The organism is Ochrobactrum teleogrylli (assembly GCF_037482325.1).
GTDB lineage: Bacteria > Pseudomonadota > Alphaproteobacteria > Rhizobiales > Rhizobiaceae > Brucella > Brucella teleogrylli.
Genome location: NZ_JBBHKQ010000002.1, coordinates 453,087 through 469,459, shown reverse-complemented (window position 1 = coordinate 469,459; position 16,373 = coordinate 453,087). Strand labels below are relative to the sequence as shown.

The window sequence follows — 16,373 nt, the reverse complement described above, 5'->3', positions numbered from 1 at the left end:
AGCTGCGTCAAAATAAAGCTGACTACCGGACTCGACACATAAATATGATTTGTCATATAAATATGAAAAAGACAACTGCCTTACAACTTGAAGCTTAGCGGCACCAACAGCGGCCGTGCCGTACCGAACCGGTGCGAACTGCGCGATAAAATATGAATAATCATATATCGCATTGAGGGAAAAAAGAATAATGGCGGAACGCTCATTTGCCAAAGAAGTCGAGGACCTGCGCCTTGGTGAGGGGGAAATTTTCAGGGGTGAGGGCATTCTCGCTATCACCAAGGCTTTACTCCAGTCAGGCGTTTCCTATGTCGGTGGCTATCAAGGTTCGCCGATCTCACACCTCATGGATGTGCTGGCCGATGCCAAGGACGTCTTGAACGAACTGGACGTCCATTTCGAATCGTCGGCGTCGGAAGCGGCAGCGGCGGCTATGCTGTCGGCCTCGGTGATGTATCCGCTACGCGGCGCGGTCACATGGAAATCGACAGCGGGCACCAACGTCGCCTCGGACGCGCTTACTAACCTGGCCTCCGGTGGCGTCATGGGCGGGGCGCTGATCATTCTGGGTGAAGATTTTGGCGAAGGATCATCCATCCCCCAAGAGCGCAGCCATGCCTTCGCGATGAAGTCACAGATGTGGCTTCTGGATCCACGTCCCAATCTAGAATCAATCGTCAAGTCAGTGGAAGATGGCTTCGAACTTTCGGAGGCCTCCAACACGCCGGTCATGTTGCAGGTCCGCATCCGCGCCTGCCATGTGCATGGTCAGTTCGTCACGAAAGCAAACAAGCAGCCCACGTTCACCTTGAGGCAAGCGCTTGAAAATCCGAGACGTGATGTCAGCCGTGTGGTTCTGCCACCCGTCTCTATCTACCATGATAAGGAGAAGCTCGAGCAGCGTTGGCCGAATGCGGTGGACTTCATCCGAACGCGCAAGCTCAACGAGTTCCTGGGACCTGCCGACGGTGACGTCGGCATCATCCTGCAGGGAGGCATGTACAACAGTGTCATGCGCGCGCTGCAATTCCTTGGGCTCGCAGACGTTTATGGCGGATCGCTCATTCCGCTCTACGTTATGAATGTCACTTATCCGATGATCGATGACGAAGTGGCCGAATTCTGCGTCGATAAGAAGGCAGTCATCATGATCGAAGAAGGCCATCCCGCTTTCATCGAGCAGGCACTCATCACCGCGCTCCATCGCAAGGACATCAACACCAAGGTCCACGGTAAGGACATACTGCCACTCGGCGGCGACTACACTGCGTCGGTGATTGAAAAAGGGCTGCGCACATTTTTCAACATCCACGCGCATAAGCTTTTGGGTAACCGTTCTGAAGCGCCGGACGCAACTCCGATACTCGATAACGAGAAGGTAAAAGCTCTCCAGGAAATCGTTCCGCCTCGCCCGGCTGGTTTCTGCACCGGTTGCCCCGAACGCCCAATCTTTGCCGCCATGAAGCTGACTGAGCGAGAGCTCGGCCAGCATCATGTGTCAGGCGACATAGGGTGCCATATCTTCTCCGTCCTGCCTCCGTTCAATATAGGCGGCAATACGATGGGTTACGGCCTATCCGGCGCGGGTGCTTCCGCCTTCAATGTTGAGGCGGACAAGCGTTCGATCGCTGTTATGGGTGACGGCGGCTTCTGGCACAACGGTCTCTCGACCAGTATCGGCAACGCCGTCTTCAATAAGCATGATGGCGTAATTCTGATAGTCGACAACCACTATTCAGCGGCCACCGGCGGCCAGGACATCCTGTCGTCACGCGCTCAAAATCCCGATCGCTCCACCAATAACGCCATCACCGATGCCGTGAAGGGTGTGGGCGTGAAATGGGTGCGCCAGATTGATCGCACTTACGATGTCGCCAAGATGCGCGACACGTTGAAGGAAGCTCTGACGACTGACGAAAAGGGTCCGAAAGTCATTATCGCTTCCTCCGAATGCATGCTGAACAAGCAGCGCCGCGTGAAGCCGCAGTTCAATAAGGCGGTGAAAGACGGCAAGCGCATGGTCAAGGAACGCTTCGGTGTCGACGAAGATGTGTGCACCGGCGATCACGCCTGCATCCGCCTTTCCGGCTGTCCATCGCTCTCCGTCAAGCACACTGACGATCCATTAAAGGACGATCCGGTGGCGGCGATCGACAACAGCTGCGTCGGCTGTGGCAATTGCGGCGAAGTTTCCGAAGCCGCTGTGCTTTGCCCCTCCTTTTACCGCGCCGATGTCATTCACAACCCGACCCGTCGCGACCGGTTTATGGCTAAGGTTCGGACTGCAGTGATCGGCTTCTTTCAACGTCGCGCCGATCGTCGGCGTGTAACCTTTGCGTGAGATCATCATGATTGACGTAACCTCTCCGAAACTTACTGAAGTTTCATTCAAGCGGCCGATCTCGATCGCGATCCTTGCCATGGGCGGTCAAGGCGGGGGCGTACTGGCCGACTGGATCGTCAACATGGCAGAGACCCAAGGCTGGGCGGCGCAATCCACTTCGGTGCCAGGCGTAGCACAGCGCACTGGTGCGACGATCTACTACATCGAAATGCTTCCTGATTTTGAGGGAAAGCGGCCAATCTTCTCGCTGATGCCGACGCCCGGTGACGTCGACGTAGTGCTGGCGTCCGAGTTCATGGAGGCCGGGCGTGCCATGCTCCGTGGCATTGTCACGCCGGATCGCACGACGCTGATAGCTTCGAGCCATCGCTCTTACGCCGTTGTCGAGAAGCAAACTCCTGGCGATGGAACTGGCGATCCGGTCGCCGTCATCGAAGCAGCCGGTATCGCGGCCAAGAAAATCATTGCGTTCGATATGCAAACACTTGCCGAAAAGAGCGGCAGCGTCGTTTCCTCGGCGATGCTCGGAGCGCTCGCAGCGGCCGAGGTCCTACCGTTTCCGCGCTCGGCTTTCGAAGATACAGTCCGCGCTGGTGGCAAAGGGGTTGATTCGAGCCTTAAGGCGTTTTCAGCCGCCTACGATCGCGCGCGCGAAGATCGTCGTGATCCGATTACCCGTTCGCCCGAAAAGAACTTCTTGCCGCTACCGGTAACAACCGCAAACACCGAGCTAGACGCTATCGTGGCGCGCATTCGCGGTAGATTCCCCCAGCATGCGCAGGGGATCCTGTTTGCGGGCGTATGTCGGCTGGTAGACTATCAGGATCCCGCCTACGCGATGCAATATCTTGATCGGATGGAACGGATTCTTGGCGAGGATATCGCCAATAGCGGATCGGTACAGAATTTCGGCTTCACCTGTGAAGTGGCAAAATATCTCGCGGTCGCGATGGCCTATGACGACGTCGTGCGCGTTGCCGATCTTAAGACACGCAGCAGCCGTTTCGAGCGTGTGCGCAAGGAGATCGGTGCCAAGGATGACCAGATCCTTTATATGACGGAATACATGCATCCGCGCATGGAGGAAGTCGCGGGCACCTTGCCAGCCTGGCTCGGCGGGATGATTGAACGCCGACCACGGCTTTATCAAGCGCTGGACCGCATAATCAACAAAGGCCGTCGCGTGCAGACCGGCACCGTCTGGTGGTTCCTGACGCTTTACGCGGTGGCCGCGACGAAGCGCTTTCGTCGCGGCAGCCTGCGATATAAGCGGGAAATGGCGCACATTGATACCTGGTTGGGTGTCGCTCTGCCTCTTCTGTCGATCAACTATCAACTTGCCTGTGAGGCTGTGACATGCCGCCGTCTGGTAAAGGGCTATTCCGACACGCATGCGCGCGGGAACTCCAAATTCGACCGGATTATGGCCTTGGTTCCGCAGCTTGTGCAGAAGCCCGACGGTGCCATTTGGCTTAGCCGCATTAGGCAGGCTGCGATGCTCGACGAAAATGGTGAGGCGCTTGAAGGCGCGATCAAGACTTTCGAGAGCGCCTACGCACCTTGAGAAACGGCGCTGGGCTCGCTTCGGCCTATTCCCAACGAATGGACCCGCACAGCAGACAGCTGGGGCGGGTCTTCCGTTGTGTTCGCGCTTTTCGCCGCGATCCAAGTATTCGAGGCATATGCGAAGGAAAAGGGGCGCGGTTTCCACGCCCCTTTCAGGTCGGTCATCCAATTGTTCCCGGAGGAGCACTCGCTTACATGTTGACCCCATACCGCTTCAGCGTTTTTGCCGCCACCGCGCGCAAGATACGATCGAAGAAAAACCCGAGGCAGCCAAGGACGATGATGCCCACGAAAACCCAATCCGTCCGTCCATAGTTTCGTGCATTCCAGATCAAGGCACCGAGCCCTTCCTGGGCCGCGACGATTTCCGCAGAAACGATGGTGAGGAACGAGTTGCCCATCGCGATCCGCGCACCGGTGATCATAAAGGGCACCGTGGAGGGAACGACAACGGTCAGGAGTGTCTGGACCCTCGTCGCGCGGAGGCTGGCAGCCGCCTTGATGCGCAGATCGGAGACCGCCATAGAGCCCGCGAGCGCATTGAGTGTTACGGTGAAGACGGTCGTGTAGAAGATCAGCGCAATTTTTGAAGCTTCGCCCGGTCCGAGCCAGATTACGCTTAGAGTGACGAATGCGATCGGTGGAATGAAGCGGAAAAATTCGATGTAGGGATCGAATATTTGCCGAACAAGGCGAAAATAGCCCATAGTCATACCGAGGGGGATGCCTACCGCAACGCCTGCCGCCCAGCCGCAGAGAATCCGGAAGCTGGAGGCGGTGATAGAGGTCCACAACGTTCCATCTTCAACCAGCTCCCAGAAGGCGATTGTTGTGAGGGCCGGTGAGGGAAAGAAGAGCGGCGACATCCTGAGACTGAGGATTTGCCACACAAGCAGGCCGCCGAGGATCGAAAGAGCAACGATTACTCCATGTGAAAGGCGGGCGCGCGCCGATTGTGCCCCGAGGACCTTGGGGGCCCTATCGGCCACAGAACGTGAGACTTCGTTCAAACTCATGCCGCCGCCTCCGTCAAAAGTCCTTGCGCGATCAATGTACGGTTGACCTCCGCTGCAATGTCCTGTCTCAAGCTCTCGATAAGTTCAGCCGCGCGGGGATGCGACAGGTCGCGAGGATGCGGGAGATCGATATTCAAGATCGCTTTCACCTTAGCCGCTGGTCCTGCCGTCATTGTCACTACCCGGTCGGCGAGAAGAATGGCCTCGCCAATGTCATGCGTGACAAAGATGATTGTCGCGCCTGTCTCACGCCAGATTTTATCCACTTCCCGTTGCAGCACCTCGCGTGTTTGGGCGTCGAGGGCGCCAAATGGTTCATCCATCAAGATCACCGACGGTTCGTTTGCAAGTACGCGCGCAATCTGGGCGCGTTGTCGCATTCCCCCCGAAAGTTCACTTGGGAATTTTTGTGCAGCATGCGAGAGCCCGACCATGCGGATATAAGCTTCGGCCTTGGCGGCTCGTTCGGTCTTTGATACGCCGCGCAGGCGCGCGCCATATTCGACGTTTTCCTGGACCGTGAGCCAGGGAAAGAGCGCTTCCGAACTCTGAAAGACGACACCCCGATCAATGCCGGGGCCGTGTACAGGTTGACTGTCGACGAGCAGCCGACCGGTGACAGGAACAAAGCCGGCGATAGCGTTCAGAAGGGTCGACTTGCCGCAGCCGGAGGGGCCAAGCAGACAGACGAATTCGCCGGGCTTGATCATGAGGTCGACACCGCTAGTAACGACATGATCACCGATTTGAATACCAACGCCCTCGATAGTGACTGAATTTCCTCTCGACATCGCGGTCATTCCTTAAAAAATCCCTTTTGAACGTAGTTTTCGATGTTGACGCGCTGCGGTGTGCGCTTCTGCTCATAAAGGAAATCGGCGATGCCAGCGACGCTGACGAGGTCGGCTTCGGAGAAGTCTCGCGTCTGGAAGGACAGGCGTTCAATCAGAGGCACCGTGTCAGCTGCGCGCATTCTGGTTGCTTTCTGGAAGTCGATGGCAGCGGCGTTCCGATCAGTGGTGATTTCGCGATTGACTTCGGCCACGACAGCCAGGAACTTCTTGGCTTCTTCTTGATGCGTCTTTAGCCACTCGCCCTGAGCACTAAGCCACATAGTATAAACGTATCCTACGTCGCCACTTGTCAGAAGTGTCTTGCCGCCTTGCTGCCTTCCCTGCTCGTTGAAGGGCGGCCAGCCGAAGAATGCGTCCACATCCCCGCGCTGGAGCAGGGCCGGAAGATCGGGAGCGCCGGCGGGCACAAGTGTTACAGCGGAGGGATCGAGTTGATACTTCTTAAGTAACATGACGGCAGCATATTCGCTCACCGTTCCCTTGATCACGCCGAGCTTCTTAATTTGGCTGGGGTCGCCAATGTCAGGACGGCTGATGAGTTCCAGATGGGTCCCTGACTCGCTGACGACAGCGAGCGGCTTGATGTCGGCACGGGCCAGCCGTATCATCACAGTCTGGTCGGCTGCGATCCCAAAGGTTGCCTGACCGGCGACGACGGCGTCCATTGCGTCGCCTCCTTGCGCCATGCGTAAGAGCTTGACGTCTAGACCGGCCTTTTCAAAGAGCCCCCGTTGTTCGGCGACATAAACCGAGATGAAAGCAGGATCCGTACCAAGCGCGACGGTCAGCGTTTCCGCCTTCGCCGCTGTTGCAGTCAAGGCAAGGCCGCAAAAGGCCGCGTTGATTAGATTTCGAATGATTGACATGCTGCTCCCTCAATTTTTTTTTAATAGCGCACCGTGGCGGGCGCGTTTTACGGCGGCGGCTCCAGTTAGAGATCCACAACAACGACAATCAAACAGTAACGGTGGTCCGAAACAACGGAACGAAAAGGTATTAATCCATTAGAAAAATACATGATTGCCGACCTGAGCGGGAACAACCAAATTTGGGATAGGAATTTGTAACGTCTTAGCGCTGTGCAAATGGCGATATACCGGACTATCAGGTGTGAGGCTGTTTTTGTAACGGAGTTGGGTGTTTGGTTCCCGCATGTGATGGTGTGGTTTGACGATAAAAGCTTCTGGCTTTAAGTTGTTTGGTAAGTTTTATGGGGTCAGCCAATCACGCACAGGCCGCCCGGAACGATTAAAACTTCGCCGGGACAGGAGCTTCAAAGCGATGTTGAATTTCCAGCTATTCAGATGGACTTTGCGATACTGCGGATGGCCATTGGTTTTCTTCTCCGGGCTGATTGGCGCGAAGTTCGCCTTCGACAGCGAACACCCTATGGCATTGTTCACCGTAGTGTACGCTGTCGCTGTCGCTATGCTGTTTATTATGGAACGCATTATTCCATATGAAGGTAGCTGGCTTGAGGCGGATGGTGAGACCTGGAATGATATCGCTCATACGTTGTTGACCAAGGGACTTGTTCAACTCGCCGCACTTGCTGCGGCGCTGTTCCCTATGATAGCTGCCAGCTTCTTGCAGCCGCTGGCTACGCTTCAGTTCAGCTTTTGGCCGACCACATTGCCTTTTGTGCTACAGGTGGCATTAGCCGTGATAATTGCAGAGTTCGGCCTGTATTGGTCGCATCGCATCGCGCACGAGCGGCTGTTCTTCTGGCGCTTCCACGCACTGCACCACTCCGTGACCCGGCTTTGGGTCGTCAATACCGGTAGGTTTCATGTAATCGACTCGCTGTTCAAGGTCGGGCTAAGCCAAGCTCCGCTTTATTTCCTGGGTGCGCCACTACAGATATTTTGGTGGTTAGGTGCCGTCACCGCCTTTGCAGGCATTCTCACCCATTGCAATGTCGACATGAGGACGGGGATATTTGACTATGTCTTTAGTACGCCTCGCCTCCATCGTTGGCAACACTCGAAGGACATTCGCGAAGGAAACACCAATTACGGCGAGAACATTGTTTTGTTCGACCAGATATTCAGGACCTATCACAATCCGGATCGACCGTCATCTGCAGACATCGGCATCAAAGGACAGGTCGCAAAGGGATTCCTTGCTCAATTGGCACAACCTTTCTCGAAGGATGGTGTTCGTCAAATCCTTGGTTTGCCTTCAAAAAATTGATGGCGTGGCATTATCAATGCCGTTCAGGATGGAATATATGTCAGCGTTGCTTGCGGCACGCCAACCTGGCGGCAAATATTGCTTGAATCAACCCCGCCAAGTCAGGAAGCGCTTCTCGATCTGTCCGATGATGAAGTTGACGATAAGTCCCATCACAGAAAGGATTGTGACGCCGGCAAACAGCTTTTCAAGATCATAGAGCGATCCGGCTTCAAGGATATATGAACCGACGCCGAACTGGGCACCGAGCATTTCGGCTGCGACCAGCAGAATGATGGCGATGGAGATCGATACTCGCAATCCGGACAGGATTGCCGGAAAGGCAGCGGGCAGGATGATCTTGCGCACGATAGACCACCATCCAAGTCCGAAGCTTTGCCCCATACGCACAAGCGAACGATCCACATTATCGACTGCGCCGTACGTGGCAACCACGGTTGGCGTAAAGGTGCCAAAAGCGATGAGCATATATTTCGACATTTCGTCGATGCCGAACCAGATTACGAAGAGCGGCAAAAGCGCGATCTTCGGGATCGGGAAAAGAGCGGCGACGAGCGGCACGAGGCCTGCGCGTATATAGCTGAACAAGCCAATCATTACGCCCAGACTGACACCGACTGCGATGCCAAGGCTCGCACCGATGATAAGCCGCCGCAGCGATGGCAGCAGATGCTGCCATAGAAGGCCGGTCTGCCAGAGCTGGACGAAGGTTTCCAGCACAGCAGATGGGCGCGGCAGTGTCAGATTGGATATGAAGCCGCTGCGAGTTCCGATTTCTGCCAGTGCGAGCAGCGTTATGAAGAGGATCAATGCCATATGGCGCACCGGCTGGGGTGCGAAGCCGCCACCCCGGAAGGGAACCGGGCGTACACTTTGGTCGGGCTGCTTTATCTTTGCGACTTCAACCATTGATCAACTCCTGATCCGCTGCCTGCGCTTCAGCCCGCATCAACTCCCAGAGCTGTTTCTGCTTTTCTTCAAGAACGGGATCACCAAGATGGCGCTCCGAAAGGGGGATATCGATATCGACAATCTCTCTGATCCGTCCTGGCCTTCGTGAAAGTACCACGACCCTATGGCCGAGCCGCACCGCCTCGTTAAGATTGTGCGTGACATAAACGGAGGTGAAAGGCTGGCGTGTCCAAAGCGCAACCAAGTCGTCCATCAACAGTTCCCGTGTCTGGCTGTCGAGCGCGGACAAAGGTTCATCCATCAACATGACGGCGGGGCGCACCGATAAGGCGCGTGCAATTGCCACGCGCTGACGCATACCACCCGACAATTGCTTCGGCAAAGCCTGCCGGAAATCTGAAAGCCGGGTGCGTTCCAGTACATTGGTTATGATCCGGTCCATCTCTGTTCGGCCAAGTCCATGGTCCTCCAGCACAAGTTTGATGTTTCCTTCCACGGTGCGCCATGGCAGAAGCGCAAAATGCTGGAAAACATAGGTGAGGGGATTGAGTGAATCCTTCGGCGGCGAACCGATCTGCAGCACCTCACCCGAAGATGGTCGTTCAAGACCGCCCAGAAAACGCAGAAGAGTGGACTTTCCGCAACCTGATGGGCCGATCAGGCAGACGATCTGTCCCTGCGGGATGGTAAGTGAGACATCTTTTAGAACTTCGACCGGACCATAAGAATGGCTGATGTTCTTAAGCTGTAAATCCATTTCAACTCCAGTCGGAAAGTCCGCCCTCCGACAATAGCATCCCGGTTTGAGATAAAGGTCTTCGGGCTTGGTGTCCGACCAACCGCCGGGCACTGAATGTTCGGTCTCGCTCGATCTCAGATCGTCTTGACGTAGGATGTGTCGAACAGCTTTTCCTGCGTGACCGCTTCCTTCACCATGCCTTCAGACCGGAACCAGTCCAACTGCTCCACGCAGCTGTTGAGCGACAGGGCCAAACCCTTGTTGATGCGCATCGCGCCATCGATCAGGTTCTGTTTTGCGGTCTCGAACGGACTGTCGCTTTCGACATATTTGTGCACGATCTTCGCAATATCGTCGCGTGCTGCATCGTCTGCCGTATTGTCTACAAAGGCGGCATTATAATCATCGATTGCCTTGGAATAGGCTTTGACGAAGGCTTCCGTCATGGCGCGCTCATCACTCGCATTCTTGGTGGATGTAAATGCCGTTGTGACCTGATAATCCGGTGCATAATCGGAGACGAGGCCGATCTGCTTTGCCGCGCCTTCGCGGATGAGCTTTTTGGCGATATTGGGCTGGATTGCCCAGGAATCGATCTGCCCGGTCGACAGAGCACCAACAACAGCGCCGAGCTTCTGCAAGGGGCGGAGCTGGATTTCAGAAAGCGGAATATTGTTGGCCTTGGCGATCTTGTGCGCCATGAAATGGAATGACGATCCCGCCGTGGTGATCCCGAAACTGTGTCCTGCCAGCTTGGATGGTTCAGTCAGTCCGCCTTCGTAGGCCTTGTTGGAGGCCAGAATGACGTTTCCGGTGATGCCTTTTTCTTCTGCAAGCGCGCCGCCGATCACCTTGATCGCGCCTTTGTCGGCGAGACTGATCAGACCGCCACTCATCGCGGTCACACCGAAATCGGCATCGCCAGATGCGATGGCGACGGCCATCGGCTGCGCGGCTTCGAAGAACTTTAATTCGATATCGAGACCGGCATCTTTAAAATAGCCTCGCTCATACGCGATATAGCTCGGCGCGTGGCTCGCCAGATGGAGCACCGCCAGATTACGTGTCGCGGCGCGGGCAGGCGACCCGAAAGCCGTGCTGACGCCCAATGCACCAAGTCCCATCAATGTCTGACGGCGTGTCAGGGTGAAATCCATTCTGGCTCTCCTCCAATGCGAATGTTAGCCCGGCACAATAGATTTCCCGCTAAGCCCGGCAAACAAAATTTCATTACGTCACTACCATGAAAAATATGGAAGATTGCTTCGCATAAAGCCAGGTGGGGGGATTTTCAATAAGATTAACGACTAACTTCCTTCGCGGTAATCGACGCTCCGGCATCGATTTTAAGCAGAAATGGGGCTAAGCGTGCCAATATGGGAGCCGATGCGGTCTCGGGCAGCAGATGACCGCCCGCCAGTGCTTCGCCGTCAACATCGCTGGCCCAATCCGCCCAGATGTCGAGCGGTTCGCGCCCGCCGCCAAAGCGTCGGCCCTCTTCCCAGAAGACCAGCGCCGGCACGTGAATACGCCGACCCGCTGTCCGATCCGCAAGATCGTCAGCTTCATCCACGCCAGCGCCGGCACGGTAGTCCTCGCATATCCAATGCCGGACGTCAGGGTTGTCAAAGGCTTTTCGATAATCTTCAAGTGCAAGTGGATGCAGCTTATCGAGACCGTGCGCCATTTTCTGCAGGGTCGTATCGATCATAAAGCGCGGATTGCCAGACAATAGCATTTCAGGCAACGGTTCGGGCTGGGCCAACATGAACCAATGCCAGGCACCCATACCGAATGCTTTGCTCGCACCTTCCCACATTTCCGGTGTCGGTACGACCGTGACAGATACGAGCCCAAGCACCTTGCCCGGATGGTCCAGCGCCATACGATAGGCGACCCGACCGCCGCGATCATGCCCGACCACAACAAACCGGTCGTGGCCGAGCGCCTGCATCAACTCGACCAAACTCGCGGCCATACGTCGCTTAGATGCTGCACCAGTTGGATTGGAAGTGATGCGACTGCGCCCATAGCCCGGCAAATCCGGGACAACGACAGTGTGGGATTGCGCCAATACCGGTGCGATCCGGTGCCAGGCGGCCATGGTTTCCGGATAACCGTGCAGCAGCAGGATCGGCATACCTTGTCCGCCTGTCGTGACAGCAAAACAGACCCCGTCCGTTTCAACATATTGCATTTCGAAACCGGGAAAGAGTTGTTCGATTGCTGGTTTCATTACTCACCACCTTAAACTTGCCGGAAGCGAATTCAGCCAATCTTATAGCCACCTTGTCTGGCTCCGGACAATCAGGATCAAAATGAGGTACGTAAATCAAAAAGTGCTTGCTATTCGGTTTTCTTCACGTATCAATTGTTCCTGAGGATAGGGCGGTATGTCTTTTGCATGCTGTCCGATGGGGTGATCTGGGCGCAAAATGCCTTTGGGAGGATCAGCCATTCAAAGAATAAACAGCTCCAAAGTGGGCTGTTTTGTTATGCCGAACTCCGGGGGGCAATGTGTTCAGGGGCGCGGTATGGTATCAGCCGGTCGTAAGCCGGCGTTGTTTGGAGGAGGTTTGCATGAAACGTCGTAATTTTCTGACCGGCGCGCTGGTTGCCGCAGCTTTGGGCATAGGCGCCATGACATCCACGCCGGTGTATGCTTCGCCGGAAAATCCGGTCATAGGCTTTTCCATTGATGATCTTCGCGTCGAGCGCTGGGCGCGTGACCGCGACTATTTCATTGAGGCGGCAGAAAAGCTAGGCGCCAAGGTCAATGTGCAATCTGCTGACGGTAACGAAGAAAAGCAGGTCAAGCAGGTTGAAAACCTGATTGCGCAGGGCGTTGATGCCATCGTCATCGTGCCGATGAATTCGAAGGTTTTCGATGCGGTCGTTGCCGATGCGAAGGCATCCGGTATCAAGGTTCTTTCCTATGATCGCCTGATCCTCAATGCCGATATTGATGCCTATATCTCGTTTGACAATGAGCGCGTCGGCTTCATGCAGGCGGAAGCCGTCCTGAAGGCCAAGCCCGAAGGCAATTATTATCTCCTCGGCGGCTCGCCGACGGATAACAACGCCAAGCTCCTCCGCGCCGGTCAGGAAAAGGCTCTCAAGGAAGCCATCGATTCCGGTAAGGTGAAGGTGATTGGCTCACAGTGGGTGAAGGAATGGAGCCCGACTGAAGCACTCTCCATCATGGAAAACGCTCTGACGGCCGCACAGAACAAAATCGATGCGGTGGTAGCTTCAAACGACGGCACTGCCGGTGGCGCCATCCAGGCACTTGCCGCGCAGGGACTGGCCGGAAAGACTGCTGTTTCGGGACAGGACAGCGACCTTGCCGCCGTCAAGCGCCTGATCGATGGTACGCAGACCGTAACGGTCTACAAACCGCTGAAGCTCATTGCTTCCGAAGCAGCCAAGCTGACCGTCCAGATGGTCAAGGGCGAAAAGCCTGAGTTCAATTCCAAACTCGATAATGGCGGCAAGCAGGTCGATACGCTTCTGCTGACGCCAACTGCCGTGACCAAAGACAATATCGACATTTACGTCCAGGATGGCTTCTACACCAAGGAGCAGATATCCGGGAAATAAGTCTTTGGGCTGATCGCCGGAGCCCGTCTCAGGCGATCAGCCCAACAGAATAGTGCGATCAGAAGTTTTGAAAAATGTTCAACTTCCGGTCCCGCCAATGTGTCGATGCTGTCTGTGACAGCGTTGTCTGGAGTAATTCCGCCGTGGGAGATGGTGTCGGCGGTCTTCGGATGGCTTATTCTGCTGCAACACTGCAAGGTCGTATGCGATGTCCGAATATCTTCTAGAGATGCGCAATATCGGTAAGGACTTTAACGGCGTGAAAGCGCTTGACGGTATTTACCTGAAGGTGCGTCCGGGCGAGTGCGTCGGCCTTTGCGGCGAGAATGGCGCAGGTAAATCCACGCTGATGAAAGTGCTTTCTGGCGTCTATCCCTATGGCGCCTGGACCGGCGAGATTTTGTGGGAAGGCGAGGAGCTGAAGGCCACAGGTATTCGCGATACAGAAGCGGCTGGCATCGTAATCATCCATCAGGAACTGATGATGGTGCCGCATCTGTCTGTTGCCGAGAACATCTTTCTGGGATCGGAGCCGACGAGCGGGGGCTTCATCGATTATGACCAGATGAATGCGCGTGCCACAGAACTTCTGGCGCGCCTCAAGATCCACGACATCAATGTAGCACTTCCAGTCTATCATTATTCAGGTGGCAAGCAGCAGCTGATCGAGATCGCAAAGGCGATCAACAAGAATGCGAAGCTTCTCATTCTGGATGAACCGACATCGGCGCTGACGGCAGCCGAAACGCGCGTTCTTCTCGATCTCATCAAGGACTTCAAGGCGCAAGGAATGGCCTGTGTCTACATTTCCCACAAGCTGGATGAAGTGGCTGAAATTTCCGATACGGTGACAGTCATCCGCGACGGCACGCATATCGCCACCAAACCCATGGCGGAACTCACCACGCCAGCCATCATCACCATGATGGTGGGGCGCGAGATGAAAAACCTTTTCCCGCGCGAGCCGCACGATATTGGCGAAGTCATTTTCGAGGCCCGCAACATAAATTGCTGGGAGGTGACTAATCCCGATCGCAAGGTGGTCGACAATGTTTCGTTTGCGCTTAGGCGCGGGGAAATCCTCGGTATTGCCGGGCTCGTGGGCGCGGGGCGGACCGAACTGGTGTCAAGCCTCTTCGGTGTCTGGCCCGGAGCGCATGAGGGGCAGGTCTTTCTGGAGGGCAGGGAACTGAAGATCCGCACGCCGCGCGATGCTGTTCGACAGGGCATCTGCATGGTGCCGGAAGACCGCAAGAAGGACGGCATTCTGCCCATCATGCCGGTGGGCTATAATATGACTGTCTCGGTGCTGGATCGTTTTTCCCTGCGCGGATTGCTCGACAAGGAAGCGGAACTAGCGACGATCCAGCGTGAGATTTTGCGTCTCAAGGTGAAGACTGCCGATCCAATGTTGGAAATCGCGTCCCTGTCCGGTGGTAACCAGCAAAAGGCGGTGCTGTCGAAGATGATGCTGCCGGACCCCAAGGTGCTCATTCTGGATGAGCCGACACGGGGCGTCGATGTTGGCGCGAAATATGAAATCTACAAACTGATCTTCGCGCTCGCGAAACAGGGGGTTGCGGTGCTGATGGTCTCTTCGGAAATGCCGGAGGTTCTCGGCATTAGCGATCGCGTACTGGTGATCGGCGAGGGCAGGTTGCGCGGCGACTTCGCCAATGAAAATCTCACGCAGGAGCAGGTGCTTGCAGCCGCAATAGGCAACCCCATGAGCAATGTCGCCTGACCCTCGAGTAACGATTGGTTATCCCGCATTCTTCGGGCGCCAGTTGTTCAACTCCTTTCTGGAATACTCAAATTTGACCGGTGCATGATATGACATTGACGGGCAAAGGCCTCCGAAAGTTTCTCGCGGAATATAAGATCGTAGCTCTCCTGATCGTGGTCGCGCTCATCTGGGCGTTGTTTGCAGTACTCACCTATGATCCGGAGATGGGGCGTTCGCAGTTTCTGACAGCGCGCAATTTTTCTAATCTCCTGCGCCAGATGGCGATCACGGGAATGCTGGCGTCCGCGATGGTTTTCGTCATCGTCGCCGGTGAAATTGATCTTTCGGTCGGGGCGCTTCTGGGGCTTCTAGGCGGCATCGCCGCCGTTCTCGATGTCGTTTACGGATGGCCGCTATGGGCGACGATCAGCACCGTTCTGGTTCTGGGTGTGGCGCTTGGCGCTTTCAACGGCTGGCTGACCGCCTATCTTGGCATACCCTCCTTCATTGTTACACTTGGCGGACAGCTCGTCTTTCGCGGTATAGTGCTGGGTATCATGGGCGGCGTCACAATCGCGCCGATCTCGCCAGAATTCAAATATATCGGGCAGGGTTACCTGCCGGGTTGGCTTGGCAATCTCAGCGCAATTGCGCTGTTCGGCGTTCTTATCCTCATGACGCTACGTACGCGGGCCAGCAAGAGCAAGCATAACCTCCAGACACTTTCGCCCGCTATGGAAGTCGCGAGGCTTCTCGGTATCGGTATCCTGATATTGGGCTTCATCCTGATCCTCAACAGCTATCAGGGCGTACCGGTCCCGGTGCTGATCCTGCTGGTGATCCTTGGCGTTTTCACTGTTATCGCAAAACAGACGGTGTTCGGTCGTCACATCTATGCGGTTGGCTCCAATACCGAAGCAACCCGCTTTTCAGGCGTGAATGTCAATTTCGTCAAGATGGCAGTCTTCGCCTTGATGGGACTGATGGCGGCGGTGGCTGGCCTGACGACAACCTCGCGCCTCGCGGCAGGCACGCCATCAGCAGGTATGGGGGGGGAGCTGGATGCCATCGCATCCTGTTTCATCGGCGGTACTTCCATGCGCGGGGGCGTCGGTTCTGTGCTCGGGGCATTGGTGGGCGCGCTCATCATGTCGAGCCTCGACAACGGTATGTCCATGCTCGGCGTCGATACATTCTGGCAGCAGATCATCAAGGGCAGCATTCTTGTTTTGGCTGTATATCTCGACATCGTATCTTCCGGCACACGGCGCGGATGAGCGTAGTCCGATATACAGGGCGACCAAACATAGCGGGCCTTGCCGCTCGCTATGTTCCAGATTCAATGCGGTAGTTTTGACGACTAAAGGACTATGAATTGTTGTCTCTTTGCGAAAGAATGTGATCCAGCATCTGATTTCGTTGA

13 protein-coding genes are annotated in these 16,373 nt (G+C 55.6%); 6 read left to right on the top strand and 7 right to left on the bottom strand.

Annotated elements, in window-relative coordinates:
* Positions 1-190: 190 nt before the first annotated feature.
* Both WIX40_RS19760 and WIX40_RS19755 read left to right on the top strand, forming a co-directional pair.
* Positions 191-2,341: a thiamine pyrophosphate-dependent enzyme gene (locus WIX40_RS19760; RefSeq protein WP_339441609.1), complete on the top strand. Its 2,151-nt coding sequence runs from the start codon at positions 191-193 to the stop codon at positions 2,339-2,341.
* A gap of 7 nt (positions 2,342-2,348) precedes the next feature.
* Complete coding sequence (locus WIX40_RS19755; protein ID WP_339441607.1) at positions 2,349-3,908, top strand: indolepyruvate oxidoreductase subunit beta family protein; 1,560 nt, start codon at positions 2,349-2,351, stop codon at positions 3,906-3,908.
* A 193-nt stretch (positions 3,909-4,101) separates the two neighbouring features.
* Here WIX40_RS19755 and WIX40_RS19750 read toward each other — a convergent pair whose 3' ends face one another.
* From WIX40_RS19750 to WIX40_RS19740, 3 genes are read right to left on the bottom strand one after another with little or no spacing between them, the layout of a single operon-like run.
* Positions 4,102-4,926 (bottom strand): ABC transporter permease, encoded by an 825-nt coding sequence (locus WIX40_RS19750; RefSeq protein WP_339441605.1) that lies wholly within the window; start codon positions 4,924-4,926, stop codon positions 4,102-4,104.
* Positions 4,923-5,717, bottom strand: a complete 795-nt coding sequence (locus WIX40_RS19745) for an ABC transporter ATP-binding protein (RefSeq protein WP_339441603.1) — start codon at positions 5,715-5,717, stop codon at positions 4,923-4,925. The genes WIX40_RS19750 and WIX40_RS19745 overlap by 4 nt, the downstream gene beginning before the upstream one ends.
* A 5-nt stretch (positions 5,718-5,722) precedes the next feature.
* Positions 5,723-6,646 carry an ABC transporter substrate-binding protein gene (locus tag WIX40_RS19740; protein WP_339441601.1) on the bottom strand — a complete coding sequence of 308 codons (924 nt, stop codon included), beginning with the start codon at positions 6,644-6,646 and terminating at the stop codon, positions 5,723-5,725.
* Positions 6,647-7,061: 415 nt separating this feature from the next.
* On the opposite strand from WIX40_RS19740, the gene olsE reads away from it, so the two are divergent.
* Complete coding sequence (gene olsE, locus WIX40_RS19735; RefSeq protein WP_339442366.1) at positions 7,062-7,973, top strand: ornithine lipid hydroxylase OlsE; 912 nt, start codon at positions 7,062-7,064, stop codon at positions 7,971-7,973.
* 87 nt (positions 7,974-8,060) lie between these two features.
* Here the strand turns inward: olsE and WIX40_RS19730 are convergent, their stop codons facing one another.
* The 4 genes from WIX40_RS19730 to WIX40_RS19715 all read right to left on the bottom strand — a co-directional run bounded on the left by WIX40_RS19730 (position 8,061) and on the right by WIX40_RS19715 (position 11,860).
* The gene (locus WIX40_RS19730) at positions 8,061-8,882 is read right to left on the bottom strand and encodes an ABC transporter permease (RefSeq protein ID WP_339441599.1); all 822 of its coding nucleotides are present in this window, start codon (positions 8,880-8,882) and stop codon (positions 8,061-8,063) included.
* A complete protein-coding gene (locus WIX40_RS19725; protein WP_339441598.1) occupies positions 8,875-9,642 on the bottom strand; it encodes an ABC transporter ATP-binding protein in 768 nt (255 codons plus the stop codon). The genes WIX40_RS19730 and WIX40_RS19725 overlap by 8 nt, the downstream gene beginning before the upstream one ends.
* A gap of 116 nt (positions 9,643-9,758) precedes the next feature.
* Positions 9,759-10,781 carry an ABC transporter substrate-binding protein gene (locus WIX40_RS19720; protein ID WP_140025813.1) on the bottom strand — a complete coding sequence of 341 codons (1,023 nt, stop codon included), beginning with the start codon at positions 10,779-10,781 and terminating at the stop codon, positions 9,759-9,761.
* 143 nt (positions 10,782-10,924) lie between these two features.
* The gene (locus tag WIX40_RS19715) at positions 10,925-11,860 is read right to left on the bottom strand and encodes an alpha/beta hydrolase (RefSeq protein WP_339441596.1); all 936 of its coding nucleotides are present in this window, start codon (positions 11,858-11,860) and stop codon (positions 10,925-10,927) included.
* Between the two features lie 344 nt (positions 11,861-12,204).
* On the opposite strand from WIX40_RS19715, the gene xylF reads away from it, so the two are divergent.
* The 3 genes from xylF to WIX40_RS19700 all read left to right on the top strand — a co-directional run bounded on the left by xylF (position 12,205) and on the right by WIX40_RS19700 (position 16,227).
* Entirely contained in the window at positions 12,205-13,224 is a 1,020-nt protein-coding gene (gene xylF / locus WIX40_RS19710) for a D-xylose ABC transporter substrate-binding protein (RefSeq protein WP_109365818.1), read from the top strand.
* Positions 13,225-13,432: 208 nt separating this feature from the next.
* Entirely contained in the window at positions 13,433-14,968 is a 1,536-nt protein-coding gene (locus tag WIX40_RS19705) for a xylose ABC transporter ATP-binding protein (protein ID WP_140025807.1), read from the top strand.
* An 89-nt stretch (positions 14,969-15,057) separates the two neighbouring features.
* Entirely contained in the window at positions 15,058-16,227 is a 1,170-nt protein-coding gene (locus tag WIX40_RS19700; RefSeq protein ID WP_109365820.1) for a sugar ABC transporter permease, read from the top strand.
* Positions 16,228-16,373 lie beyond the last annotated feature (146 nt).